22 protein-coding genes and 2 tRNA genes are annotated in these 22,591 nt (G+C 70.7%); 12 read left to right on the forward strand and 12 right to left on the reverse strand.

Annotation, left to right across the window (positions count from 1 at the left end; all coding sequences use genetic code 11):
- Window positions 1-2: 2 nt before the first annotated feature.
- The 3 genes from ABT367_RS03340 to ABT367_RS03350 all read left to right on the forward strand — a co-directional run bounded on the left by ABT367_RS03340 (window position 3) and on the right by ABT367_RS03350 (window position 1,357).
- Window positions 3-102 (forward strand) — tRNA-OTHER (locus tag ABT367_RS03340).
- 29 nt (window positions 103-131) lie between these two features.
- Window positions 132-271, forward strand: a tRNA-Pro gene (locus tag ABT367_RS03345).
- 180 nt (window positions 272-451) lie between these two features.
- Window positions 452-1,357 (forward strand): bile acid:sodium symporter family protein, encoded by a 906-nt coding sequence (locus ABT367_RS03350; protein ID WP_352249074.1) that lies wholly within the window; start codon window positions 452-454, stop codon window positions 1,355-1,357.
- Here the strand turns inward: ABT367_RS03350 and ABT367_RS03355 are convergent.
- A complete protein-coding gene (locus tag ABT367_RS03355; RefSeq protein ID WP_352249076.1) occupies window positions 1,321-2,757 on the reverse strand; it encodes a WGR domain-containing protein in 1,437 nt (478 codons plus the stop codon). The two genes, ABT367_RS03350 and ABT367_RS03355, sit on opposite strands and share 37 nt — an antisense overlap.
- A 153-nt stretch (window positions 2,758-2,910) precedes the next feature.
- Here ABT367_RS03355 and ABT367_RS03360 point away from each other — a divergent pair, with 153 nt between their 5' ends.
- The gene (locus ABT367_RS03360; RefSeq protein ID WP_352249077.1) at window positions 2,911-4,272 is read left to right on the forward strand and encodes an amidohydrolase; all 1,362 of its coding nucleotides are present in this window, start codon (window positions 2,911-2,913) and stop codon (window positions 4,270-4,272) included.
- 184 nt (window positions 4,273-4,456) lie between these two features.
- Window positions 4,457-4,639: a hypothetical protein gene (locus ABT367_RS03365; protein WP_352249079.1), complete on the forward strand. Its 183-nt coding sequence runs from the start codon at window positions 4,457-4,459 to the stop codon at window positions 4,637-4,639.
- Between the two features lie 42 nt (window positions 4,640-4,681).
- Here the strand turns inward: ABT367_RS03365 and ABT367_RS03370 are convergent, their stop codons facing one another.
- The 3 genes from ABT367_RS03370 to ABT367_RS03380 all read right to left on the reverse strand — a co-directional run bounded on the left by ABT367_RS03370 (window position 4,682) and on the right by ABT367_RS03380 (window position 7,630).
- Window positions 4,682-6,568, reverse strand: coding sequence for an ABC transporter ATP-binding protein (locus tag ABT367_RS03370; RefSeq protein ID WP_352249234.1), 1,887 nt, complete (start codon window positions 6,566-6,568; stop codon window positions 4,682-4,684).
- 202 nt (window positions 6,569-6,770) lie between these two features.
- On the reverse strand, window positions 6,771-7,184 hold the full coding sequence (locus ABT367_RS03375) for a hypothetical protein (protein ID WP_352249081.1): 414 nt from the start codon (window positions 7,182-7,184) through the stop codon (window positions 6,771-6,773).
- A gap of 2 nt (window positions 7,185-7,186) precedes the next feature.
- Entirely contained in the window at window positions 7,187-7,630 is a 444-nt protein-coding gene (locus ABT367_RS03380) for an ATP-binding protein (protein WP_352249083.1), read from the reverse strand.
- Between the two features lie 240 nt (window positions 7,631-7,870).
- Here ABT367_RS03380 and ABT367_RS03385 point away from each other — a divergent pair, with 240 nt between their 5' ends.
- The 3 genes from ABT367_RS03385 to ABT367_RS03395 all read left to right on the forward strand — a co-directional run bounded on the left by ABT367_RS03385 (window position 7,871) and on the right by ABT367_RS03395 (window position 9,991).
- A complete protein-coding gene (locus ABT367_RS03385) occupies window positions 7,871-8,731 on the forward strand; it encodes a helix-turn-helix domain-containing protein (protein ID WP_352249085.1) in 861 nt (286 codons plus the stop codon).
- Window positions 8,732-8,772: 41 nt separating this feature from the next.
- A complete protein-coding gene (locus ABT367_RS03390; protein ID WP_352249087.1) occupies window positions 8,773-9,036 on the forward strand; it encodes a DUF397 domain-containing protein in 264 nt (87 codons plus the stop codon).
- Between the two features lie 133 nt (window positions 9,037-9,169).
- On the forward strand, window positions 9,170-9,991 hold the full coding sequence (locus ABT367_RS03395) for an SAM-dependent methyltransferase (protein WP_352249089.1): 822 nt from the start codon (window positions 9,170-9,172) through the stop codon (window positions 9,989-9,991).
- A 25-nt stretch (window positions 9,992-10,016) separates the two neighbouring features.
- On the opposite strand, the gene ABT367_RS03400 is transcribed toward ABT367_RS03395, so the two are convergent.
- The gene (locus tag ABT367_RS03400; protein WP_352249091.1) at window positions 10,017-10,994 is read right to left on the reverse strand and encodes an SGNH/GDSL hydrolase family protein; all 978 of its coding nucleotides are present in this window, start codon (window positions 10,992-10,994) and stop codon (window positions 10,017-10,019) included.
- A gap of 89 nt (window positions 10,995-11,083) precedes the next feature.
- Window positions 11,084-12,571 carry a glutamate synthase subunit beta gene (locus ABT367_RS03405; protein WP_352249093.1) on the reverse strand — a complete coding sequence of 496 codons (1,488 nt, stop codon included), beginning with the start codon at window positions 12,569-12,571 and terminating at the stop codon, window positions 11,084-11,086.
- Between the two features lie 210 nt (window positions 12,572-12,781).
- Here ABT367_RS03405 and ABT367_RS03410 point away from each other — a divergent pair, with 210 nt between their 5' ends.
- Window positions 12,782-13,744 (forward strand): D-2-hydroxyacid dehydrogenase family protein, encoded by a 963-nt coding sequence (locus ABT367_RS03410; RefSeq protein WP_352249095.1) that lies wholly within the window; start codon window positions 12,782-12,784, stop codon window positions 13,742-13,744.
- A gap of 180 nt (window positions 13,745-13,924) precedes the next feature.
- Here ABT367_RS03410 and ABT367_RS03415 read toward each other — a convergent pair whose 3' ends face one another.
- Window positions 13,925-14,668, reverse strand: coding sequence for a DUF2293 domain-containing protein (locus ABT367_RS03415; protein WP_352249097.1), 744 nt, complete (start codon window positions 14,666-14,668; stop codon window positions 13,925-13,927).
- 361 nt (window positions 14,669-15,029) lie between these two features.
- Entirely contained in the window at window positions 15,030-15,512 is a 483-nt protein-coding gene (locus ABT367_RS03420) for a DUF1772 domain-containing protein (protein WP_352249099.1), read from the reverse strand.
- Window positions 15,513-15,726: 214 nt separating this feature from the next.
- On the opposite strand from ABT367_RS03420, the gene ABT367_RS03425 reads away from it, so the two are divergent.
- Both ABT367_RS03425 and ABT367_RS03430 read left to right on the forward strand, forming a co-directional pair.
- On the forward strand, window positions 15,727-16,359 hold the full coding sequence (locus tag ABT367_RS03425) for a uridine kinase (protein ID WP_352249101.1): 633 nt from the start codon (window positions 15,727-15,729) through the stop codon (window positions 16,357-16,359).
- A gap of 175 nt (window positions 16,360-16,534) precedes the next feature.
- Window positions 16,535-16,954: a CBS domain-containing protein gene (locus ABT367_RS03430; RefSeq protein ID WP_352249103.1), complete on the forward strand. Its 420-nt coding sequence runs from the start codon at window positions 16,535-16,537 to the stop codon at window positions 16,952-16,954.
- Window positions 16,955-16,999: 45 nt separating this feature from the next.
- Here ABT367_RS03430 and ABT367_RS03435 read toward each other — a convergent pair whose 3' ends face one another.
- Complete coding sequence (locus tag ABT367_RS03435) at window positions 17,000-17,653, reverse strand: hypothetical protein (RefSeq protein ID WP_352249104.1); 654 nt, start codon at window positions 17,651-17,653, stop codon at window positions 17,000-17,002.
- A gap of 141 nt (window positions 17,654-17,794) precedes the next feature.
- On the opposite strand from ABT367_RS03435, the gene ABT367_RS03440 reads away from it, so the two are divergent.
- On the forward strand, window positions 17,795-18,589 hold the full coding sequence (locus ABT367_RS03440) for a methyltransferase domain-containing protein (RefSeq protein WP_352249106.1): 795 nt from the start codon (window positions 17,795-17,797) through the stop codon (window positions 18,587-18,589).
- Window positions 18,590-18,961: 372 nt separating this feature from the next.
- Here ABT367_RS03440 and ABT367_RS03445 read toward each other — a convergent pair whose 3' ends face one another.
- The 3 genes from ABT367_RS03445 to fdhA all read right to left on the reverse strand — a co-directional run bounded on the left by ABT367_RS03445 (window position 18,962) and on the right by fdhA (window position 22,395).
- A complete protein-coding gene (locus tag ABT367_RS03445) occupies window positions 18,962-19,975 on the reverse strand; it encodes a carbohydrate kinase family protein (RefSeq protein ID WP_352249108.1) in 1,014 nt (337 codons plus the stop codon).
- A 121-nt stretch (window positions 19,976-20,096) separates the two neighbouring features.
- Complete coding sequence (locus tag ABT367_RS03450; RefSeq protein ID WP_352249110.1) at window positions 20,097-20,996, reverse strand: pseudouridine-5'-phosphate glycosidase; 900 nt, start codon at window positions 20,994-20,996, stop codon at window positions 20,097-20,099.
- 163 nt (window positions 20,997-21,159) lie between these two features.
- Window positions 21,160-22,395 carry a formaldehyde dehydrogenase, glutathione-independent gene (gene fdhA, locus ABT367_RS03455; RefSeq protein ID WP_352249112.1) on the reverse strand — a complete coding sequence of 412 codons (1,236 nt, stop codon included), beginning with the start codon at window positions 22,393-22,395 and terminating at the stop codon, window positions 21,160-21,162.
- Window positions 22,396-22,591 lie beyond the last annotated feature (196 nt).

Here is a 22,591-nt window from a genome sequence, read left to right on the forward strand (position 1 = left end):
CGGCCGTGGAAAAACGGCCGGGGTGCGCGAGGAGCGCAAGCTGAAACTGAAGCTTGTCGTGACTGCGCGGTTCCAGTGGAGGTTCGAGTCCTCCCCGCGGCACAACAAGCCCTCCGTGCAGGGGCTTTCGGGCCGCGGTAGCCCAATCGGCAGAGGCAGACCGCGATCAATCTCAGACTCTTGCTCCAGACTCAGCATCCGCCACCCATCGCCGGATCGACCGGGCCCGGGCCCCGGACGTCGAAATGCCGGTTCAACTCCGGCCCGCGCAGCTCGATGCGCGGTGGTCCAAAGGCAGGACGCGGCGACATCAACCTGACCCGGGTCCTCAAGCGTGCCGGCGTGCACGTGGGGTGGCATCACCAGGGCTCGGGGGCCGGCTACGCCCTCGGGCCCGCTCCTTTTCCCGCGCCCATGGACTCCTCACCCCGCACCCACCACCCTGACCCCCATGGATTCCGGCCTCGTCACCATCCTCGTGCCCATCGTGCTCGCGGTCATCATGTTCGGGCTGGGGATGAGCCTCGCCGTCGGGGACTTCAGGCGGGTGCGGGAGTATCCGAAGGTCGTCGTCGCCGCGCTCGGGTGTCAGCTGATCGTGCTGCCCGCCGTGTGTTTCGGGCTTGTGGTGGCCTTCGGGCTGAGTGCCGCGCCGGCCGTCGGGATGATGCTGCTCGCCGCCTCGCCCGGCGGGACCATGGCCAATCTGTACAGCCATCTGTTCGGCGGGGATGTCGCGCTGAACATCACGCTCACCGCCATCAACTCCGTCCTCGCCGTGTTCACCCTGCCGCTCGTGGTGAACCTCGCGGTCGGGTACTGGGATGTCGAAGGTGATGACGGCGGGAGCGTCGGGCTGCAGTTCGGCAAGACGCTGCAGGTGTTCGCCCTCGTGCTGATTCCGGTGGCGGTGGGCATGGTCGTACGGGCGAAGCGCCCCGGGTTCGCCGAGCGTGCCGAGCGGCCCGTCAAGCTGCTGTGTCTGGTGATCCTGGCCGGGGTGATCGTCGCCGCGCTGCTCGCCGAACGGTCCAACGTGGGGGAGTACCTCGCCGAAGTCGGGCCCGTCGCCGTGCTGTTCAGCTTCATCTCCCTCGGCACCGGTTACCTCGCCGCCCGCAGCGCCGGGGCCGGGCATCCGCAGGCCGTCGCGGCGTGCATGGAGATCGGGATGCACAACACCTCCCTGTCCCTGACCATCGCGCTCAGCCCGTCGCTGCTCGACAGCACCGAGATCGCCGTGCCCAGCGCCGTGTACGCGATCCTCATGTACTTCACCGCGGGTACGGCCGGACTGCTGCTGCGCAGGGTCGGCGCCCGTCAGACCAGCCGGCGTATCTCGCCCCGTACGCGATAGAAGCCGCCCGCGGCCGGGTGCAGCGCGTCGACCACATAGCGGGCGCCGGCCTGGCGGATATCGCGCGGGAACTGCACGTTCCACGTCGGCTCATAGCCGGCGGAGGCCACATGGACGCGCAGCCTGTTGCCGTCCTGGACGCATTCCACGATCACGCCGTGTGCCGGAGCGGCCGTCACGGTGGCCACCTGGGTGACCGCCGTCGCCGGGGTGTACGTCGGCGTGGCCGCCGAGTACTTGATGTCGACCGCCGTCGGCACCGAGCCCGAGCGGGCCGCCGCGATCGCCGACTCGGAGGCGTCCACGCAGACCAGGGAGCCGTCCGTGGTGACCATGTAGAGCTTCCCGTCGAGGTACTGCATGGACAGCGCCGAGCCGCCGCCCGTGCCCAGCTTCCACAGCCGGGTGCCGTCGGAGGAGAAGCAGTACACCGAGGACGCGTTGTCCCCCGCGAAGACATGGCGGCCGTCCGGGGAGGTCGCGCACGAGTACACCGGGTCGTCGCAGCCGTAGGTCGCCTCGATCGCGCCGGTCCTCTTCGACAGGCGCTGCACGGTACGGCGGGCCGTGCCCGCGTACACCGAGGTGTCCTCCTGCCAGCCGAACAGGACCGCGCCCTGCGTCGGCGTATGCCACAACTCGCGTCCGCCGTCCGGCGCATAGGCCGTCACACCGCCCGCATGGCCGTGGTAGACCGCGTGCTCGTCGGCGCGCACCATCCAGGCGTGCGCACCGTGCGACTTACGGGACCACTGGTACTCGTCCTCATGGTCGATCACCGTGAGGCCGCCGTCCCGGTCGGACACATCGAGCACGCCCTCGTGGATGTCCAGCCAGAAGATGTCCACGTCGGCGGCGATGTCGTACGCGGCGAACGGGAGCTTGGACGACAGGTCGTACACCTTCCCGTCGTCGCAGCCCGCATAGATCCAGAAGTCGTCCGCCACCAGGCACTTGACGCCGTCCGGCAGCGCATAGTGGGCGAGCACCTCGCCGCCGTGGCTGAGGGTGTACACATCGCCCGACTGGTTGCCCACCCAGCAGCGGTCCTCGTCGATGTGGATGCCGAAGGCCGCGGACCCGGTGCGGAAGCGCCACAGGACCGGGGCCACCGAGCGGGCCCGGGACGGCGCCGAGGCGACCTGACGGCGCGTCACGGCGCGGGGAGCGCGCAGGCCCTGGACCGCCGGTGCGTACCCCTTGCGCACCTTCTCGCCTATCTTCTTCGCCGCGGCGGCCTGAGCCTTCTGCACCGTCGGGAAGGTCGAGGTCTGCACCTGGCCACTCGCGCCGATCCGTCCATAGCGCACCGAGACGACCGTCCCCTCCACGGTCACCTCGTAGAACTTGTGCGCTCCGCCGCCGTCTTGGGACAGCTCCAGATACGTACGGTCCCCCATCGCACACCTCTCCCCAGGTCCGGGCGCGGCGCCCCACCGGCGTTCGCGGCCACTGAGAGAAATCTACGGTCCGGCACTGACAATCGGCTGGTCGCGCCCGCGGTACCGGGTCGCACCCCCGCCACCTGATCGCACCCCCGCTAACGTGACGACATGACCACGACCGCCGCCCAGGCCCCCGCGGATCTCGTCATCTCCCCCTGCACCGCCCTCGTCCACGACGAGCGGGAGCAGATCGCCTTCCGCCCCGACTGCGCCGTCGTCGTACGCGACGGAGTCATCGAAGCCCTGGTCCCCGCCGCCGAGGCGGCCGCGATCGGGGCGCGGGAACGCATCGACGCCGGCGGGCAGCTCGCCCTGCCCGGGTTCATCAACTGCCATACGCACGCCCCGATGGTGGCCCTGCGGGGGATCGCCGAGGACCTCCCCGTGGAGGAGTGGTTCAACGACTGGATCTGGCCCATCGAGTCCCGGCTCACCGAGCGCGATGTGACGCTCGGGGCGCGCCTTGCGTGCGCGGAGATGATCCGGGCCGGGGTGACCTGTTTCGCCGACCACTACTTCGCGATGGACGAAGTCGCCGATGTGGTGGCCGAGACCGGACTGCGTGCCCACCTCGGCTGGGCCTACTTCTCCTCGCAAGGGCCGGAGGGAAGGGAGCGTTCACTGGACTTCGCCCTGCGCCGTCAAGGATCGGCCGACGGCCGGATCACCACCACGCTGGCCCCGCACGCGCCGTACACCGTGACCGCGGACGATCTCGCGGCCACCGCCGAACTCGCCCGCGCACACGCCCTGCCCGTCCATCTGCACGCCGCCGAGAACCGCGCCCAGACCGACAACTCGCTGGCGCAGGAAGGCCGCACGCCCATCGAGGTGCTGCACCGCGCCGGTCTCCTGGACACCGACCTGCTCATCGCGCACGGCACCGGCATCATCGAGCGCGACCTCGAAGTGCTCGCCCGCGCGAGCGGCCGGATCGCCGTCGCGACCGCGCCACGCGGCTATATGAAGTTCGGCTGGGACACCACCCCCGTACGGGAACTCGCCGCCCTCGGCATCCCGGTCGGCCTCGCCACCGACGGCGCCGCGTCCAACAACACCCTCGACGTATGGGAGGCGATGACGCTCACCGCCCTGGTGCAGAAGCACGCCACGCGCGACTCGCGGTGGCTCACCGCGCGCCAGGCGCTGCACCACGCCACCCTGCAGAGCGCCCGCGCCCTGGGGCTCGGCGAACGGATCGGTTCGCTCGCGCCGGGGCGCAGGGCCGATCTCGTCCTCGTGGACCTGTCGGGGCCGCATACGCAGCCCGTGCACGATCTGGCCGCCACCCTGGTGCACAGCGCACGGGCGAGCGATGTGACGACGACCGTCGTCGACGGGCGGGTCCTCATGCGCGACCGCCGGCTGCTCACCGTCGACGTGCCCGCCACGGTCGCCGAACTCACCGGCCGGCTGCCCGCGCTCACGGACCGCAGCCATGGGCAGCGCATTCAGACGTACGACGGCTGAGGGTGCTGGGGCGGCACACAGCCACGACCGGCGGTCGACGGGACTCCGGACTTATGTCGCGTAATGCATCAACTTGGTGTCGGGTGCGTCACGTTGGGCACCTTCCACCCGCCCGGCGGTGTCTTTCCCTGTGATTCTTCGTTGCGCACAGGTGTCGCAACACGAAAGAGCACGGGGGTGCTCCATGAACACACGTAACGGACGAGTGGTTCTCCGCAGCTTCCCGGCCGGCGGTCCGCGCGGGTCGTGGCCTGCCGAGGAGTTCGCCCAAGCACGCCGTCTCGAGGGCGAGAGGGCGGAGGTCGTGATGGACCTCGCCTCGGATGCCTTCCTGGTGGTCCAGCAGGGCGGGGAGGGCATCGAGTAGGCGCGCGGGCGGCCGCCTGCCCGCGGGGCGGGCAGCCGGGCCTCAGTCCGTGACCGCGTCCCGTGCGAACTGCCGTGCCTGCAACCCGTACAACTCCGCGTACACACCCCCGCTGTCCAGGAGCTCCTGCGGCGACCCCGACTCCACGAGCCGTCCGCCCTGCAGTACGTGCACCAGATCCGCATGCCGTACGGAGGCGAGGCGGTGCGTGATGAGGATGACCGTCTGGCCCGAGCCCGCCAGCGCCCGGATACGGTCGAAGACTTCGAGCTCCGCGCGGGCGTCGAGGGCCGCCGTGGGCTCGTCCACGATCAGGATCCCGCCGCGCCGGTAGGCGGCCCGGGCGATGCCGAGCCGCTGCCACTGTCCGCCCGACAGCTCATGCCCGCCGGTGAACACCCGTACAAGAAGGGTCTCCAGACCGTGCGGGAGATCGGCAACGACCTCGCCCGCACCCGCCTCGTCCACCGAGCGCGCGAGCCGCTCCTGTGTGAGTTCGGCGGACGGCCGGCCGATGGCGATGTTGACCTTCGCCGTGAACGGCCACCGCTTGAAGTCCTGCGCCAGCATCGCGATCCGCTCGGCCAGCTGCTGCCGGTCAGCGCCCGCCGTGTCCACGTCGTCCCACCAGATGGTGCCCTGCTGAGGGGCGTAGAGACCGGCCAGGAGCTTGACGAGGGTGGTCTTGCCCGAACCGTTCTCGCCGACCAGCGCGATGATCTTCCCCATGGGCAGCGACAGCGTGATGTCGTCGAGCGCCGGGCGCTCCTTGGCGCTCTTCGGGTAGCGGAAGGTGACCTTCTCGAAGCGGATCTCCCGCGGTTCGGCGGGCAGTTCGGCGCCGCCGACCGGCACGGTCCGGGTCTCGGCCTCCTTGTGCATCCGTTCCAGGTCGCCCACGAACAGGGCGTTCTCATGCAGTTCGGTGACTTCCAGGACCAGTGTGTTGAGGTTCGCCGAGCCGGTCCGGATCGCGATCACCGCAGTGCCCGCCACGGCCAGCGACATCGCCCCGGTCAGGAGCAGGGCGCCGAGCGTCGTATAGGCGGCGGCCGTGGCGAGGCCCGTCCAGGCCGCCGCGACAAGGCTGGTGCCGGCCGCGAGCCGGGCGAGCCGGGTCTGCTCGGTCTCCGCGGACTGGGACATGGCGCGGAAGTGCCGCAGCAGAAACGGGCCGACACCGTGCACCCGGATCTCCGGAGCCGCCCGGGCCTCGGTGAGCAGACTGCTGAGCAGCCGGCCCGCCCGCGCGTGCTGCACCCAGGCGTGGAAGGAGCGGTAGCGCCTGCGGGCGTTGGTCAGCGCGGACCAGGCGCTCGGCAGCGTCATCGTCACCAGAAGCGGAAGCAGCAGAGGGTGCAGCACCGTCAGCACCCCGGCCGCCGCGACGAGCGAGATCGCCGCGTTCATCACGCGCGTGGCGAGCGAGACCATCCGGCGGGCCGATGCCGCCCCGTACTGCGCGGTGTCGAGCAACTTGTGGAACGCGTCGTCCTCGATCGCCGCCAGCTCCACCGAGGCCGCCCGCTCCAAGTACTGCTCGGTGGCGACCCGTTCGACCTTCGGCTCAAGCCGGCCGGTGGCGTACAAAGAGGCCGAGCGGAGCAGTGCCGATACGAACAGGACGCAGGCGACCGTGATGAGCGCCGGTAGGGCCTGGCGCAGCCGCTCCTCCATCGGGGCGTCGCCCATCAGACGGCCGAGCACGCTGTTGACCGCGAGCAGGCTCACCGCCTGGGCGAGTCCGCGGCCGAGTTCAGCCGAGACCATGACCCGGGCGGCTTGGCGGTCGGCGCCCCACGCGAGTCTCAGGCTCGAGGCGATGAGAGCGGGGAAGCGGCGGACCATGGCCCTGAAGTCCAGCTCCAGGGCCGCGTCTTCGTGCTTGGCCCAGCCGGTGTCGTAGCGGAGCGGGCCGCCGAAGAGCAGACGTTCCGAGTCCGAGGTCGCGTCCGTGGACGCCTTTTCCTGTGCGGTCGGTGCGGTAGTAGTCCTGGCCCCCCAGCCGAGTCTCACTCAGACCTCCGTTCGGATCAGGAGGTCAACTATCGCCCGGAACAGGGGATTCGGGCAGGGCGTGAACCGGACGAGCCGCGAGCTCCTCGCGAGCCCCCGGCAGCCCGTCCCTCCCTCAGAAGCCCCCGGCCTCCGCGGGCCGCATCCACACCGGCACGGTCCGCGTGATCCGGCACAGGGTCAGATACAGCGGGATCGGGGGCGTATACGGGGCGTCGCGCTGCGGCAGATGGATCAGCTGCGCGCCTCCCGGAGACGCGGGCACCAGCGCGCGGGCCGCGTACCGTACCGGCTCCGGCCAGTCCAGGGACTGCTGCGAATGCGAGGGCACGATCCACCACCAGCGGTCACCGGCCGCGTACACACAGCCGACGCGGTTCATCCGGCTCATCACCTGGCGGCCGATTTCCGCGGGCATCCCCACCGCGTCGCAGCCGAGCCGGGTCTGCATGCCCTCGGGCAGCGGCAGCGGTATGTCGCTGAGGCGTCGGGCGAGCGAGGTGAGCCGGTCGAGAGTCATCGCGCGCATACTCAGCCCACCTCCGAGACGGCAGTACGGGGAAGGTCCGCCCAGACCTCGAGTCCCAGGCCCGCTTCCTGTGCGCCCCACGAACGGCAGAGCGCCTGCACCAGGAGCAGCCCGCGCCCGTGGTCCTCGTCGCCGTCACGCGCAGGGTGCGGGGCGGGGCGGTCGGGGCCGCAGCCCTCGTCTATGACCGCTATCCGCAGGAGGTCCGCCGCGTGATCGTCACGCAGCTCGCAGACGATACGGCGGCTCGCCGTGTGCACCACGGCGTTGGTGACGAGTTCGGAGACGACGAGGGCGGCCAGGTCGCGGGTCTCGTCGCAGACCGCCCAGCCCAGCAAGCGGTCGTGCGTCAGCCGGCGGGCGCGAGGTACGGATTCGACGCCTGCCGGGAGCTCGAAACGGCAACGACGGCCGAGCTCCGGTTGTGCTGCGTTACCGATAGCCACGGCCGGTTCCTAACGGGGCAGTGGGGTCTCCCCTGCGGGACGGGTTCACGCCTGCCACTATCTCCCCGCCATGAACACTTGGCAAGACGCACTCTGAAAATTGCAGAGTGCGGTGTTACACCTTGGAAGGCCGTGGCACACTGCTCGAACCGGTCGCGGCCCGCCCGCCCTGTAACGGGTGCAGCCGCCGCGATACAGGGCGCAGTTGCCGCCCTGCAGATCGAACCGAGTGAGGTAGACGTGAGCGAACCGCGGTCCGCTCCCACCGTGGGCCAGGTCGTCCTGGGCAAACGCCTTCAGGACCTGCGCGAAAGCGCCGGGCTCAAGCGTGAGGAGGCAGCCCGGGTGCTGCGCGTCGCGCCGGCGACGGTCCGCCGCATGGAGATGGCCGAGGTCTCCTTCAAGATCCCGTACGTACAACTCCTGTTGAAGGCGTACGGGGCCGACGAAGCCGAGACCGAGTCCTTCATCGAGCTTGCGGAGGAGGCCAACAAGCCCGGCTGGTGGCAGCGTTACCACGACATCCTGCCGAACTGGTTCTCCATGTACGTCAGCCTGGAGGGCGCGGCCAGCCTCCTGAGGTCGTACGAACCGCACTTCGTGCCCGGACTCCTGCAGACCGAGGCGTACGCCCGTGAGGTGCTGCGGGCCGGCTCCCTCGGCAGCACGAGCGACGAGGAGATCGACCGGCATGTGGCGCTGCGGATGCAGCGCCAGCAGCTGCTCGAGAAGGAGGACGCGCCCCGCCTGTGGGTGATCATGGACGAGACCGTCCTGCGCCGCGCCGTGGGCACGCCCGAGGTGATGCGCGGGCAGCTGGACCGGCTCATCGCGGCCACCAAGCTGCCCAATGTGACGCTGCAGATCGCGGAGTTCTCCGCGGGACACCACCCCGGGACCTACGGGCCCTTCGTGCTGTTCCGGTTCGGGGTCCCCGAGCTGCAGGACATGGTCTACGCCGAGTATCTGACCGGTGCCGTCTATCTGGACCGGCGCGCCGAGGTCGTCACCTACCTCGAGGCCATGGACCGGATGGCGGCGCAGGCCGCGTCGGCACACCGTACGAAGGAGATTCTCAAGACTCTCCGCAAGGAGCTCTGATGGGTCAACTGTCCGCGAACGGGGGCCGGATGGAGTCCAGGATGACCATGAGGACCACGAAGGGCGACGAGGACCGGATATACAACGGGATGCCGGCGCGTGAGCTGGGCTCCGAGGGCTGGCACAAGCCGTGGAGCGGAGGCAACGGAGGCAACTGCGTCGAGGCGATGAAGCTCGCCGACGGACGCGTGGCCATGCGGCAGTCGAACGATCCCGACGGTCCCGCACTGATCTACACCCTGGGCGAGATCCACGCCTTCATCGAGGGTGCGAAGTCGGGGCAGGCCGACTTCCTTCTGTCGTGATGAAGTTTCCGTCTGTCGTGATGCAGCCTGTCGTGAAGCGGCCTGCTGCTGTCATGATCAAAGTCGAGCGCATCGGAACCAAGCGCATCACGGGGCTCAACTCTCTCATCCATCACGGGACTTGGAGCGTCTTATGACCGGGCAAGAGGCGGCGGACCGGCAGGCCGCCGTGCAGATCGACACCAGCAAGCCGCATCCGGCCCGTATGTACGACTGGTTCCTGGGCGGCAAGGACAACTATCCGGTCGATGAGCAGATGGCCGAGCAGCTGCTCACGATCGACCCGCGCGCCCGCGAGTTCGCCCAGGTGAACCGGGCCTTCATGCGCCGCGCGATCCGCTGGCTCGCCGCCAACGGGGTGCATCAGTACCTGGACATCGGCACCGGGATACCCACGGAGCCCAACCTCCACCAGATCGCCCAGAAGGCGGCCCCCGAGTCGCGGATCGTCTACTGCGACAACGACCCGATCGTGCTCGCCCACGCCGAGGCGCTGCTGCGCTCCACGCCCGAGGGCATCACCGAGTACATCCAGGCGGACGCCCGCACTCCCGAGGTGATCCTCGAACACGCGGCGAAATTCCTCGACTTCGACAAGCCCGTCGCGCTCTCGCTGCTCGCCCTCCTGCACTTCGTCTCCGACGAGGACGGCGCGTACGAGCTGGTGGACCACCTGGTCGAGCGGCTCGCCCCCGGCAGCTATGTCGTCCTGTCGCAGACCACCGGGGACTTCAATCCCGGTGGCGCGGACGAGGCTCAGGAGCTCTACAAGGCGCGCGGCCTGATCCTGGCGCTGCGTACGCGCGAGCAGTTCGAGCGCTTCTTCCACGGCCTCGAGTTCGTCGAGCCCGGTGTCTCGCTGACGGCCGAGTGGCATCCGGAGCTGGGGGAGCGGGTGCCGGTGCTCGGCGACGAGCCCATTCCGGGGTATGCGGCGATGGCGCGTAAGCCTTGAGCGGCGATGGCGCGTAAGCCTTGAATCACCCCGTCGTACGGGACTCGCGGACGTGGTCGGTGACCGCGTCCGCGATCGCCTTGCTGTAGCGCAGGATGCCCGGTGAGCGCTTGGGGCACGGCTTCGGTGTCTGTGTGGTCGGGGCCAGACAGAAGTGCAAGTAGTCGTCGTCGCGGTGCAGTCGGGTGCTGTCGCCGTCGGTGCAGTACTCGGGGTGCGCGCGTTCGTACGGCGTGCACGGCAGCCGCTGCGCATGCGTGTAGCGGTCGCCTGCCCGGCTCACCGAGGCGCCCGCGTCCGCGGTGAGGTCACCGGCCGCGGCGGCCTGCTTCTCGTACAGGCCGTTGACCCGGCGGATCCGGTCCGGGGACATCGGGTCGGGGCCCTGGAGCACCCAGACGATCGTGGGCCGCGCGATCCCCGCGTCGGCCGCGGCCCGCTCGATCTCGGCGGTCAGGGCGCGGGTGTCGGCGGCGTAGCGCGTGTAGTACGCCTCCGATCCCTGGACGATGCTGCCCATACAGGGCGTATAGCCCCATGAGTTGCCCCAGAACTGCAGCACCACGACGGCCGGCTTCTCCTCCCGTACCAGCGCGGCCGCCTTGTGCTGCGGCGGCACGAGGGAGCGGTCCTTGCCGCGCTCCAGGTAGTCGCAGAGGGTGGTGCCGGAGTACGGGGCGTTGCGTACGGTGGCGGTCTTCTCGAGCAGGTCCGTGAGGACGAGCTGGTTCTCCATGGCCAGGGAGTCGCCCAGATAGAGGGCGGGGACCGGGGCCTGTTCCTGTTCGGACGCGGCCTGTTCGCTGTCGGCCGCGGGCTCCGGAGTGGCCCGGTCGGGCGGGGCGGCCTTGCCCTCAGGGGTACGGGAAGCAGGCACCGCGGGCGCCGCGGCGGCGCCCGAGGGGTCGGAGGCCACGAGCAGACGCCAGCCGAGCACGGCGACGGCGAGCAGCCCGAACACCGTGACGGTGATGGTCAACCCCGCGGTGCGCTTGCCTGCCATGGGACCCCCTGGCGCTGTCGCTCGGTGAGACGGACGCACCACGGTGACGGGTACGGGCGCAGAGGTCCAGAGGAGGGGCCGCTTCCGCGTCACGCGGTCAGCGGGCGGTCCGTCGGACTGATCGGGGAGGGCAGAGTGGTGCGGCCGGTGAGATAGCGGTCCATCGAGGCCGCCGCCGCGCGCCCCTCCGCGATCGCCCAGACGATCAGCGACTGACCGCGCGCGGCGTCCCCCGCCGCGAACACGCCCGGCACCTCAGTCGCGAACTCCGCGTCCCGTACGAGGACTCCGCGCTCGTCGAGGTCCAGGGCGAGGGCGTCGATCAGCCCGTCCGAGCGGTCCGGACCCGAGAAACCGAGGGCGAGCAGCACCAGGTCGGCCCGGAGGATGCGTTCGCTGTCGGGACGCGGGCGGCGTTCCGTATCGACCTCGACCAGATGCAACTCCCGTACCCGGCCCTGATCGTCGCCCGTGAAGCGCAGCGTCGACGCCTTGAAGAGCCGGGCGTCCGCATCCGCCTGCGGTGCCGTCGCCAGATCGCGGGCCTCCTCGTGGGCGGCGGAGAGCCGGTAGATCTTGGGGTGGACGGGCCAGGGTTCGGCCAGCTCGTCGCGGTCGGCGGCCGGCTGCGGGTAGATGTCCAGCTGGGAGACCGAGGCCGCGCCCTCGCGTACCGCGGTGCCGAGACAGTCCGCTCCGGTGTCGCCGCCGCCGATGATGACCACATGCCGGTCCTTGGCGGAGAGCGGGTTGGCGGGCAGATCGCCTTCGCAGACCTTGTTGGCCAGCGGCAGGTACTCCATGGCCTGGTGGATGCCCGACAACGCGCGCCCCGGGAGCGGCAGTTCACGCCAGGCCGTGGCGCCGGTCGCGAGGAGGACCGCGTCGTAGCGCGTACGGAGTTCGGCGGCGGTGACGTCGCGTCCGACGGTCACCGAGGTACGGAACTTGGTGCCCTCCGCCTTCATCTGACCGAGCCGGCGCTCCAGATGCACCTTCTCCATCTTGAACTCGGGGATCCCGTACCGCAGCAGCCCGCCGATCCGGTCGTCCCGCTCGTACACGACGACCGTGTGGCCCGCGCGCGTGAGCTGCTGGGCGGCGGCGAGGCCGGTGGGGCCCGAGCCGATCACCGCCACCACCTTGCCGGTGAGGCGGTCCGGCGGCTGGGGTACGGCCCAGCCCTCGTCCCAGATCCGGTCGGCGATCGCGACCTCGACGTTCTTGATGGTGACCGCGGGCTGGTTGATCGCGAGAACACAGCCCGACTCGCACGGCGCGGGGCACAACCGGCCGGTGAACTCGGGGAAGTTGTTCGTCGCGTGCAGCCGGTCCGCCGCGGCCCACCAGTCGTCGCGGGCGACCAGGTCGTTCCACTCGGGGATCAGATTGCCCAGCGGACAGGCCTGGTGGCAGAACGGGATACCGCAGTCCATACAGCGATCCGCCTGCTTGCCGATGATCGGGAGCAGCGCGCCGGGTACGTACACCTCCTGCCAGTCGTGCACCCGCTCCTCGACGGGGCGGCGCGGCCAGTCCTCGCGTCCGACGGTGAGAAAGCCCTTGGGGTCGCCCATGGCCGGCCTCCCTTGCGGCGGCTTCAGTGGTGGGGCGGTGGCGGTCGGTGTTTTCGTCACGATACGTCGGGTCTTCGGGCTCGGCACCATGCGCTGCACGGGGGGCTCGCGAGGGTGCGGGGATCTTCGTTTGTACGGTGTCGGAGCCGGCTCATCGGTCGGCGTATCGACTGGCATCGGCCGGCGTATGCGGAACGGACAGGGGTGGACATGGCCAGGTTGCGGTGTGCGGTGCTCGACGACTACCAGGGTGTGGCGGAGTCCCTCGGTGAGTGGTCGCGCCTCGCGGACGAGGTCGACGTGCGTTTCGTACGGCGTCATCTGGACGGGCCCGACGCGGTGGCCGCGGAGATCGGGGACTGCGAGATCGTGGTGGTGATGCGGGAGCGGACACCGTTCCCCGCCGCGCTGTTCGAGCGGCTGCCCGCGCTGCGGCTGCTGATCACCTCCGGGATGCGCAACGCCTCCATCGACCTCGCGGCCGCGGCCCGCCGCGGGGTGACGGTGTGCGGGACGCCCAGCAACTCGGAGCCGCCGGCCGAGCTGACCTGGGCTCTGCTCCTGGGGCTCGCCCGCTCCGTGACGACGGAGGCCGGCGCTTTGCGTACCGGGGGTCCGTGGCAGTCGACGCTCGGTGCGGACCTGCACGGGCGGCGGCTCGGTCTGATCGGGCTCGGGAAGATCGGTGCCAAGGTGGCGCGGGTCGGACGGGCCTTCGGGATGGACGTGACCGCGTGGAGCCAGAATCTGACGGCGGCCCGGGCGGACGAGGTCGGCGTGACGCTGGCCGGGTCGCTCGACGAGCTGTTGTCGTCCAGCGATTTCGTCTCCGTGCATGTGCAGTTGAGCGACCGGACGCGCGGCTTGGTGGGTGCCGCCGAGCTGAAGCGGATGCGGTCCACGGCGTACCTGGTCAACACCTCGCGTGCCGCGATCGTCGATCAGGAGGCGCTGGTGCGGGCGCTGCACGAGGGCTGGATCGCGGGTGCGGGATCGGATGTCTTCGACACCGAGCCGCTGCCGGCCGACCATCCGCTGCGCACGGCACCGAACTTCCTCGGGCTGCCGCACCTGGGGTATGTCACACGGCGGAACTACGAGGGGTACTTCACGGGGGCCGTCGAGGACATTGAGGGGTTCTTGCGGGGGGAGGGGGTTCGGGTGTTGGGGTGAGGGGGGTGGGGCTGGGCTGGGCTGGGGTTGGGGTGAGGGGGGTGGGGCTGGACTGGGGTTGGGGTTAGGGCGCGTGGCGCGGGGGTGAGTTGGGGCTGGGGTTAGGGCGCGGGCGCCGGGGGTGAGTTGGGGCTGGGGTTGAGCTGGAGTTCGGGCTGAGGCTTGGCGGTCGGTGTCGGGTTATGGGTGCGGGGAGTTGTCTGCCCGTCCGCGCCAGGCGCTGAGGAGGGCCTCGACTGCCGGTGACACCCTGCGACGGGCCTCGGCCCACGGGACACCCGACATCAGCAACGAGTCGTACTCCGTGTCCACATGGCGCACCGCCGCCCGCAGCGCCGCCGTGACCGCGCCACGGTCAAGAGCCCGGCCCGCCGCGCTGCGCCCGACCCGTCCGCTGCCCCGCACCGAGGCATGCTCGGCCACGGCGCGGGCCCGGTCCTGCGGACACCCCGGAAACAGCCGCCGCACCTCTTCGGCGAACGCCGCCGTGAACCGCACATCCTGCTCCGCCCGGCGTACCGCGTCCCGCTCCCGCCGCCGGGCCCTGGCCTCGGCATCGGCGAGGCAGCGCCGCTCGGCCAGGGCCAAGGCCGCCTCCTCGACGAGGACGCCCTGGCGCTCGTACCGCCGGCGCTTGCTGTTGCGCCGGACCACGACCACGGACAGCGAACTGCCCTCCCGTGCCCGCCTGGTGAGCGCCGTGTTGCCCCGCGGCAGGTACACCAGATGTCCGAGGTCGGCACAGTCCAGACAGCGCGGGGCGCCATCCGCCATGACCAGGAGCGCAAGCGGACCCGTGCGGCACTCCGCACAGTGCCGCCGCCCCCGAGGCTCGACGGCGACCAGGTCGGAGGCGTTGAGCGGAGTCCGGCTCGCCCTGGAGGCCGAGCTGGACGAGCCGGCCCCCGCACGCGAACGCGCCATCACTGCAGACCTCCCGCCCGGCCCCTCGAAGACGGCCCTTTGGAGAAGGCCCTTGGAGAAGGCCCTTCAAGGACGGCCCTCACGCCGAGGCCGTGTCACGGACGATGCCCTTTGACGAACGACGGCCTCTCACGAACAATGCCCGCCACCCGGACCTCTTACGAACGATGCCCGCCACTCGGACTTCTTACGGACCACGCCCGCCACCGGACCCCGAACTCCCACGACGCCGGACCCTCATAACGTCGGACTCCCACGCCGCCGGATCCTCACCGCCAAGAACCGCCCGATGCCGGAACCCTCCCGGCCACGCCCCGCCCCGACCGCGCCGCGCCCCAACTCTCCCCAACGGCGCGACCCTTCACGCCGCCAGCGCCAGCACCAGTGCCGCGCAGGCCGCGAGGGCTCCGGCGCCCCGTACGTGGTTCCAGGCGGTCCACTCCTTGACGTAGGTCTGCCACTGCTCGGCGCTCTCCGGAGACTCGGGGTCGAGCTTGTCCAGCGCGTCGTTCCTCGGAATGTTGGCCGCTATCGTCACCCCGAAGCAGCCCACCAGGTAGAGCGCACAGCCGATCAGCAGCTCCCACGCTCCCTCGTCGGGCCAGATCACAAAGGTCATCACGGCCACCACGACACTCAGCACCGCGGTGCCGACGAACACTCCGAGGAACACCGGGTTGATGATCAGCACATTGAGTTTCTGCATCGCGGTGAGGCCCTGTTTCCACGGCAGCGCGCCGAGCGTCCTCATCACCGAGGTGGAGAAGGCGAAGAACACGCCCGCGATCAGGCCGCAGCCGAGCGCCGCCAGCAGGGTCAGCGCGAAGAACGGTCCTTCGATCATGGCAACTCCATTGTGAGTAAGGGGTGTTGGACGCACCGGTCGACGGTGACCGCGATCAGTGCGGCAACCGCGCCGATCCTCCACGGCCGCCGGTGTCACCACAAGTGAAATCCCTGCTCGCACCCTGCGGCCATCGACCAGGCGCGCACCCCCATACGCGAGCGTCTCGCCCCTCGACGGCCGTGCTTCCGTGCCGCACGGCATCATGGCGTCCGTGCGACTCCAACCGATCACCTGGGACCGCCTGACCGAGGCCCTCGCCGACCGCGTGCTCGCCCTCAAGGCGCTGGACGGCGGCGACCGGCTGCGCATCGGCCTGGACGGGGCGCCGGCCGCGGGCACTGGCGAGCTGGCCGAAGCTCTGGCGCAGGCGCTGCGTGTCCGTGGCCGTTCTCCGCTGGTGGTCGCTGCCGAGGGCTTTCTGCGCCCGGCGTCACTTCGCTATGAGCATGGTCATCAGGACCCCGATTCCTATGTGGACGGCTGGTTCGACGCAAGTGCCTTGTGGCGTGAGGTGTTCGGCCCACTGGAGCCCGGCGGCAGCGGGCGCGTGCTGCCCGACCTGTGGGATCCGGTCGCCGACCGGGCGACGCGCAGTGCACCGGTTGAACTCCCCTCCGGCGGTGTGCTGTTGCTCCACGGTCCGCTGCTGCTCGGTCGCTGGTTCCCCTTCGATCTCTCGGTCCATATCCGCCTCGGACCCGGTTCGCTGCGCCGACGCACCCCCGACGACCAGCACTGGACCCTGCCGGCCTTCGAGCGTTACGAGCAGGAGGCCACCCCGCAGGAGACGGCCGACGTGCTCATCCGCGCCGACGACCCCCGCCATCCGGCATGGAACGGCTGACAGGGCAGCACCCGACACCCGCCCCGTGGCCAGACAGCCACCCCGGCCGTCACGCACCGTAGCCACCTGCCGCCCCCCAGGTGCGCCCTTCCTGCCCCCGGACGAGAATGATTCCGCCGGTCCCCGCGGCGCCGCCCGTGCCGCGCCGGTTCTGCCGGACACCGGGAGGTATCCCATGACCACCGCCGCAGACATCATGCACCCCGGGGCTCAGTGGATCCCCGCCCACGAAACCCTGGACCGCGCCGCACAACTGATGCGCACCCTCAACGTCGGCGCCCTGCCGATCAGTGACGAGAACGAACGGCTCTGCGGCATCCTCACGGACCGTGACATCGTCGTCGGATGCGTCGCCATGGGGCACGACCCCGCGAACACCACCGCCGGCGAGATGGCCAAGGGCACACCGCGCTGGATCGACGCGGGTGCCGATGTCGGTGAGGTGCTCGAGGAGATGCAGAGCCACCAGATTCGCCGGCTGCCCGTCATCGACAACAAGCGGCTCGTCGGCATGATCAGCGAGGCCGACCTCGCCAAGCACCTTTCCGAGGATCAGATCGCCACCTGGGTGGAGAGCGTCTACGCCAAGGGCTGACCCGCCCTCGGCCCCAACCGCCGGGCCACGTCAGCCCTCGCCCGCCTATGAAGCCCCTTTCTCCGCAAGGAACTTGAGGTCCACCTCGTCCCGGTGTCCGGCCCAGGACAGCTCGAACGTCCAGCAGCCGGGACGAGGTACGGCTATGTCCGAGGGGTAGATCTCACCGGGACCCGAGTCCGCAGGGACCGACAGCTCCACGACCGGCCGCTCCGCTCCGCGCGGATGCGCCCGTATCGTCAGCGGCTTCCCCTCGCGTGCCGAACGCACATACCAGAGCACCTTGTTGCCGTCGCCCCCGTCGCCCCCGTCGCCGAGGGCGGCAGCCTTCGGCGTCATGGGGTGCTCCCACAGGTACCCCATGATCTGGTCGTGCGCCCCGACGACATAGGGCAGACCGGCCGCCGAATCCGAGAACCCCGCGGGCTCGGGATTCCAGCCCGGTGGCGCCCCCTCCCGTATCTCCGTCTCACCGCAGCCGCCCTTCACCGTCCGTACGGCGTCCGCCACTTCGGCTCCCGCACTCGCATCGCTCACCCCGCCCGCTCGGCCAGATCGCTCCTGGCCTGCCTGACCGGCGCGCTCCTCCCGAGGCGACCCGGCGGAGCACGCGGTCAGCACCAGGACGCCGAGCAGCGCCACTGCAGCTCCGAGGCGAGCGCCGAGCCGCCGACTGCTGTCCACACGAATCGTGTTCATGCATGGGATACACCGCTCGGCCGGACGAGGTTCCACTCGCTCCGAAAATTTCCACCGCGAACTGCTCCGCCCGGAAAATTTCCGCCCGCGGACCCCGTACAAGAACCGTCCCAGACCATGACAACTGGGATGATCGGCCCCATGACGCGAACCGACGGCTACCTCCTCGACAACCGCCAGACCGAGGCCGGACAGCGCTTCGACGCGCTCTCGGCCCTCTTCGACCCCGCGACCTTCCGGCACTTCGACCGTCTCGGCGTCGGCCCCGGCTGGCGCGTCTGGGAGGTGGGTGCGGGCGGCACCTCCGTGATCGGTTGGCTGGCGAAGAAGGTCGGACCGACAGGACGGGTACTCGCCACCGACATCGACACCTCGTGGGCGGCCGATGCCGCGCGCCCGCCGGTCCAGGTGCTGCGCCACGACGTCGGCGCCGAGGAGCCGCCGGGGGAGGGCTTCGATCTGGTGCACGCCCGCCTTGTCCTGGTCCATGTGCCGGACCGGGAGCGCGCGTTGCGCTCCATGGTCCGGGCGCTGCGCCCGGGCGGCCGGCTGCTGGTCGAGGACGCGGACCCGGCGCTGCAGCCGCTGATCTGCCCCGACGAGCACGGCCCGGAGCAGCAGCTGGCGAACCGTCTGCGGCACGGTTTCCGCGCGCTGCTCGCCGAACGCGGTGCCGACCTCACGTATGGCCGCAGACTGCCCCGGCTGCTGCGCGAGGCGGGACTCTCGCAGGTCGAGGCGGACGCATACTTCCCTGTGTCCTCACCGGCCTGCACGGCGCTGGAGCTCGCGACGGTGCAGCAGGTGCGCGAGAAGCTGGTCGCGGCCGGCTATGCCACCGACGCCGATGTCGAACGCCACCTGGCCAACGTCGCGGACGGCTCCATGGACCTGGCCACCTCACCGATGATCTCGGCCTGGGGCCGCAAGGCCTGAACCGCAAAGCCCGATCCGCAAGGCCTGAACCGCAAGGCCGAGTCCGCAAGGCCCGGTCCGCAAGTCCGAGTCCAGGGGCCCCGATCCCACGGGCCTGGATCCCACAGGCCTGGATCCCACAAGGCCCCGATCCCGAGGCCGGACTCCGCGGGCCGGACTCGGCAGGCTCGACTCCGAACTGCCTGACTCCGAACAGTCGGACTCGGAACTGCCGGACTCCGAACTGTCGGACCTGCCGGACGCCCTCCGCCGCGGGCGGTCACTGACCCTCAAGACCGCCCGCGCCCCGGATCCACCGCCCGCGCCCCGGATCCACCGCCCGCGCCCCCGAATCCGCCGGCCCGCCCCAACCGTCTTCCGCCCCGCCCCGCCCTAACCGTCCGCCGCCCCGCCCCGACCGTCCTCCACCCCGCCCCAACCGGCCGCCGGCACCGTCGTCCGCCACTGTTCGCCCGCCCGAGCCCCGGGCGCATCGCGCGGGGGTCGCGCACCCACCCTCCCCACCGAGACCGCTCCCGCCCGGCACCCCTCGACCACCGCCTTCGCGGCGGGGGCCCCCGCGAGCCGCGCGGCCAGGAACGCACCCGTGAAGGCGTCACCGGCGCCCGTGGTGTCGACCGCCTCCACGGACGTCGCCGGCACCCGCGCCACCACGTCCCCCGCGTGGCACACCAGGGCGCCCTGCGCACCGTTCTTGGCCACGACCAGCGGAAACGTCCGGCTCAACCGGCATGCGGCGGCGGTGAGTTCAGCTGTTCCCGCGAGCAGTTCCGCCTCGGCGTTGCTGGGCAGCAGAACATCCACACCACGTACGGCGTCCAGAAAGCGGTCGACCCCGGTCCGGGCCAGGAAGCCCGCCGACGCGGGGTCCACGCTCACCGTGGCACCCCGGGCTCGTGCCGTTCGGATGGCGGTGACCGCAGCGGCCCGGCTGGACTCGGCGAAGAACAGATAGCCGGACACATGGAGATGGGCGATCCCGTCGAACAGGCCGGATGAGAGGTCCTCGGGCCGCAGCCGCAACACGGCACCGCTGTCCGTCAGAAACGTGCGTTCCGCCGCTTCGCCCCCGTTCACCAGGCATACCACGGTGCCCGTCGGCGCCTCCTCGTCGACCGTGAGGTGAGCCCGTACCCCCGCTGCGTCCAGCCGCCGGGCGTGCCACTGGGCGGCATCCGCGCCCACACGGCCGGCGAACCGGACGTCCTCGGTGCCCCAATACGCCGCCCAACAAGCCACGTTGGCGCCCGCGCCGCCCGGCATCATCCGTATCGCGGCCGCCGTGTCCGTACCCGACGCGAGGGGCTGCGCATGGCGCGCCACCACGTCGGTCACCACATCGCCGAGAACGAGCAGTCCGCCGGACGACGCCGTCCCGCCACCCACGGCCTGCCCCCATTCACCGCGCGTCCCACTCACCCCCGCGCTGCTGTGAGCCCCGCTCACCCCCGCGCCGCCCCGAGCCCCGTTCACCCCACACCACCGCGCCCATGACCGCGAGCCCCGCTCATGCCCACGCCGCCGCGATCTTCGCGGCGAGGCGTACGTTCCCCCGTACCGCCGCGAGATTGGCCCGCAGCGAGGCCCCTTTCGTGCGCCGCACAAGGAAGTCGAGAAGGAAGGGGGTGACCGCCTGCCCCGTCACCCCCTGCTCGTCGCAGGCCCGCAGCGCGTCGTCGAGCACCCGGTCGTGGAGAGCGGGGTCGAGCTGCTCCGCGACCGGCACCGGGTTGGCGACGATCAACGCGGCGTCGGGGCCGCCGAGTTCGTCCTGGGCGCGCAGCACCGCGGCGACATCCGCGGGGGAGTAGAGCGACCAGTCCACCGGCTGACCCGAATCCGCCACATAGAACCCGGGGAAACGTTCCGTGCGATAGCCGGCGACCGCGACGCCGAGCGTCTCCAGGCGCTCCAGCGTCGCCGGTACGTCGAGGATCGACTTCACCCCGGCGCAGACCACCGCGATCCGGGTCCGCGCGAGCAGCCCCAGGTCGGCCGACTCGTCCTGCGTGGCGGTCCACTGCCGGTGCACGCCGCCGAGTCCGCCGGTCGCGAAGATCCGGATACCGGCGAGTGCGGCCAGAAACGCCGTACCGGACACGGTGGTCGCCCCGGTCGAGCCCGTCGCCAGGGCGAGCGGCAGGTCTCGCTGGCCGAGCTTGCGTACGCTGTCACCGGCCGCGATCCGTTCCAGCTGCTGCTTGTCCAGACCGATCCGTGCCTGGCCGTCGACCACGGCGATCGTCGCCGGTACGGCGCCTTCCTCCCGTACCGACTGCTCGAATTCCAGGGCGACTTCGAGATTGCGCGGGCGCGGCAGCCCGTGCGCGATGATCGTCGACTCGAGGGCCACGACCGGCCGCCGCCCCGCGATCGCGTCCCGTACTTCAGCGGAAACCACCAGCACGCGCACGTCTCCCCTCGTCGAGCACACTCGTCGTGTCCCCTTCATCCTTGGCGAGCGCGGCGGACCGCCAAACCGCCGCGGCATGCGCGTACCCGCGTATCCGCAGGCATGTGAGTGCCCGCGTACCCCTGCGGATACGCGGGCACGCAGACGGCGCAGCCGCTCAGACGGGACGCACTCCGTCCAGCACGCCATGCGGATTCAGTACGTACTTACGGCTGGCGCCCTGGTCGAACTCGGCGTAGCCGCGCGGGGCGTCCTCGATGCCGATCACGGTGGCGTTGACCGCCTTCGCGATATGCACGCGCTCGTGCAGGATCGCCTTCATCAGGCCGTGGTGGTACTTCATCACCGGGCACTGCCCCGTGGTGAACCGGTGGCTCTTGGCCCAGCCGAGGCCGAGGCGCACCTTGAGCGTGCCGCTGCGCGCGTCCTGGTCGACGCCGCCCGGGTCGTCGGTCACATAGAGGCCGGGGATGCCGAGGGCGCCGCCCGCACGGACCGCACCCATCAGGGAGTTGAGCACGGTGGCCGGTGCTTCGGGGGCGTCCGGACCATGCGCCCGCGCTTCGAAGCCGACCGCGTCGACCGCGGCGTCCACCTCGGGCTCGCCGAGGATCTGGGCGATCTGTTCGTCCACGCTGCCGCGGGTCAGATCGATCGTCTCGCAGCCGAAACTCCGTGCCTGGGCGAGGCGTTCGGCATTGAGATCTCCGACGATCACCACAGCCGCACCGAGCAGCTGCGCCGACGCCGCGGCCGCGAGCCCCACGGGCCCGGCCCCGGCCACGTACACCGTCGAGCCGACCTTCGTCCCGGCGGTGACCGCGCCGTGGAAACCGGTCGGGAAGATGTCGGACAGCATGGTCAGGTCGAGGAGCTTCGCGCGCGCCTGGTCCCGGTCGGGGAACTTGAGCAGGTTGAAGTCCGCGTACGGGACCATGACGTACTCGGCCTGTCCGCCGACCCAGCCGCCCATGTCGACATAGCCATAAGCGGCCCCGGGGCGTGCCGGGTTGACGCTCAGGCAGAGACCGGTCTTGCGTTCCTTGCAGTTGCGGCAGCGGCCGCAGGCGATGTTGAACGGGACCGAGACGATGTCACCGGTCTCTATGGTCTCCACATCGGGGCCGCGCTCGACGACCTCTCCGGTGATCTCGTGCCCGAGCACAAGCCCTTCGGGTGCGGTGGTGCGGCCGCGCACCATGTGCTGGTCGCTGCCGCAGATGTTGGTGGCGAGGACCTTGAGGATCACACCGTGCCGGCACTTGCGGCCGACGTTCTCGGGTGCGACGCCCGGTCCGTCCTGGAGTTCAAGTGTCGGGTAGTCGATGGTCCTGACTTCCACGGCTCCCGGCTTGAGATACGCGACTGCTTTGTTTCCGGCGGATCCGCTCATGGCACGTTCGCCGTCCCTTCGGCTCTCGGCAGCGGATGTGCGTCCACGGGCGGGTCGCGCCCGTGGCTCGTACGGCCTGTGCGCATGGCGGAGTCTGCTACCGGGGCGCGGAGGCGGCCAGGGGGTGCGGAGGGGTAATCGGACCGGTTCGCACGGCCCGGCCGAGGCCCCTGCGGCCAGGGTCTCTAGAGTGACC

The sequence above is a fragment of the Streptomyces mesophilus genome (genome assembly GCF_040300965.1).
Taxonomy (GTDB): Bacteria; Actinomycetota; Actinomycetes; order Streptomycetales; family Streptomycetaceae; genus Streptomyces; species Streptomyces mesophilus_A.

Bases quoted from the DNA above. Each gene is read 5' to 3' on its own strand.
- ABT367_RS03350 (WP_352249074.1), top strand. From the start codon at position 452: ATGGATTCCGGCCTCGTCACCATCCTCGTGCCCATCGTGCTCGCGGTC.
- ABT367_RS03355 (WP_352249076.1), bottom strand. From the start codon at position 2,757: ATGGGGGACCGTACGTATCTGGAGCTGTCCCAAGACGGCGGCGGAGCG.
- ABT367_RS03360 (WP_352249077.1), top strand. From the start codon at position 2,911: ATGACCACGACCGCCGCCCAGGCCCCCGCGGATCTCGTCATCTCCCCC.
- ABT367_RS03365 (WP_352249079.1), top strand. From the start codon at position 4,457: ATGAACACACGTAACGGACGAGTGGTTCTCCGCAGCTTCCCGGCCGGC.
- ABT367_RS03375 (WP_352249081.1), bottom strand. From the start codon at position 7,184: ATGCGCGCGATGACTCTCGACCGGCTCACCTCGCTCGCCCGACGCCTC.
- ABT367_RS03390 (WP_352249087.1), top strand. From the start codon at position 8,773: ATGACCATGAGGACCACGAAGGGCGACGAGGACCGGATATACAACGGG.
- ABT367_RS03395 (WP_352249089.1), top strand. From the start codon at position 9,170: ATGACCGGGCAAGAGGCGGCGGACCGGCAGGCCGCCGTGCAGATCGAC.
- ABT367_RS03400 (WP_352249091.1), bottom strand. From the start codon at position 10,994: ATGGCAGGCAAGCGCACCGCGGGGTTGACCATCACCGTCACGGTGTTC.
- ABT367_RS03405 (WP_352249093.1), bottom strand. From the start codon at position 12,571: ATGGGCGACCCCAAGGGCTTTCTCACCGTCGGACGCGAGGACTGGCCG.
- ABT367_RS03410 (WP_352249095.1), top strand. From the start codon at position 12,782: ATGGCCAGGTTGCGGTGTGCGGTGCTCGACGACTACCAGGGTGTGGCG.
- ABT367_RS03415 (WP_352249097.1), bottom strand. From the start codon at position 14,668: ATGGCGCGTTCGCGTGCGGGGGCCGGCTCGTCCAGCTCGGCCTCCAGG.
- ABT367_RS03420 (WP_352249099.1), bottom strand. From the start codon at position 15,512: ATGATCGAAGGACCGTTCTTCGCGCTGACCCTGCTGGCGGCGCTCGGC.
- ABT367_RS03430 (WP_352249103.1), top strand. From the start codon at position 16,535: ATGACCACCGCCGCAGACATCATGCACCCCGGGGCTCAGTGGATCCCC.
- ABT367_RS03435 (WP_352249104.1), bottom strand. From the start codon at position 17,653: ATGAACACGATTCGTGTGGACAGCAGTCGGCGGCTCGGCGCTCGCCTC.
- ABT367_RS03440 (WP_352249106.1), top strand. From the start codon at position 17,795: ATGACGCGAACCGACGGCTACCTCCTCGACAACCGCCAGACCGAGGCC.
- fdhA (WP_352249112.1), bottom strand. From the start codon at position 22,395: ATGAGCGGATCCGCCGGAAACAAAGCAGTCGCGTATCTCAAGCCGGGA.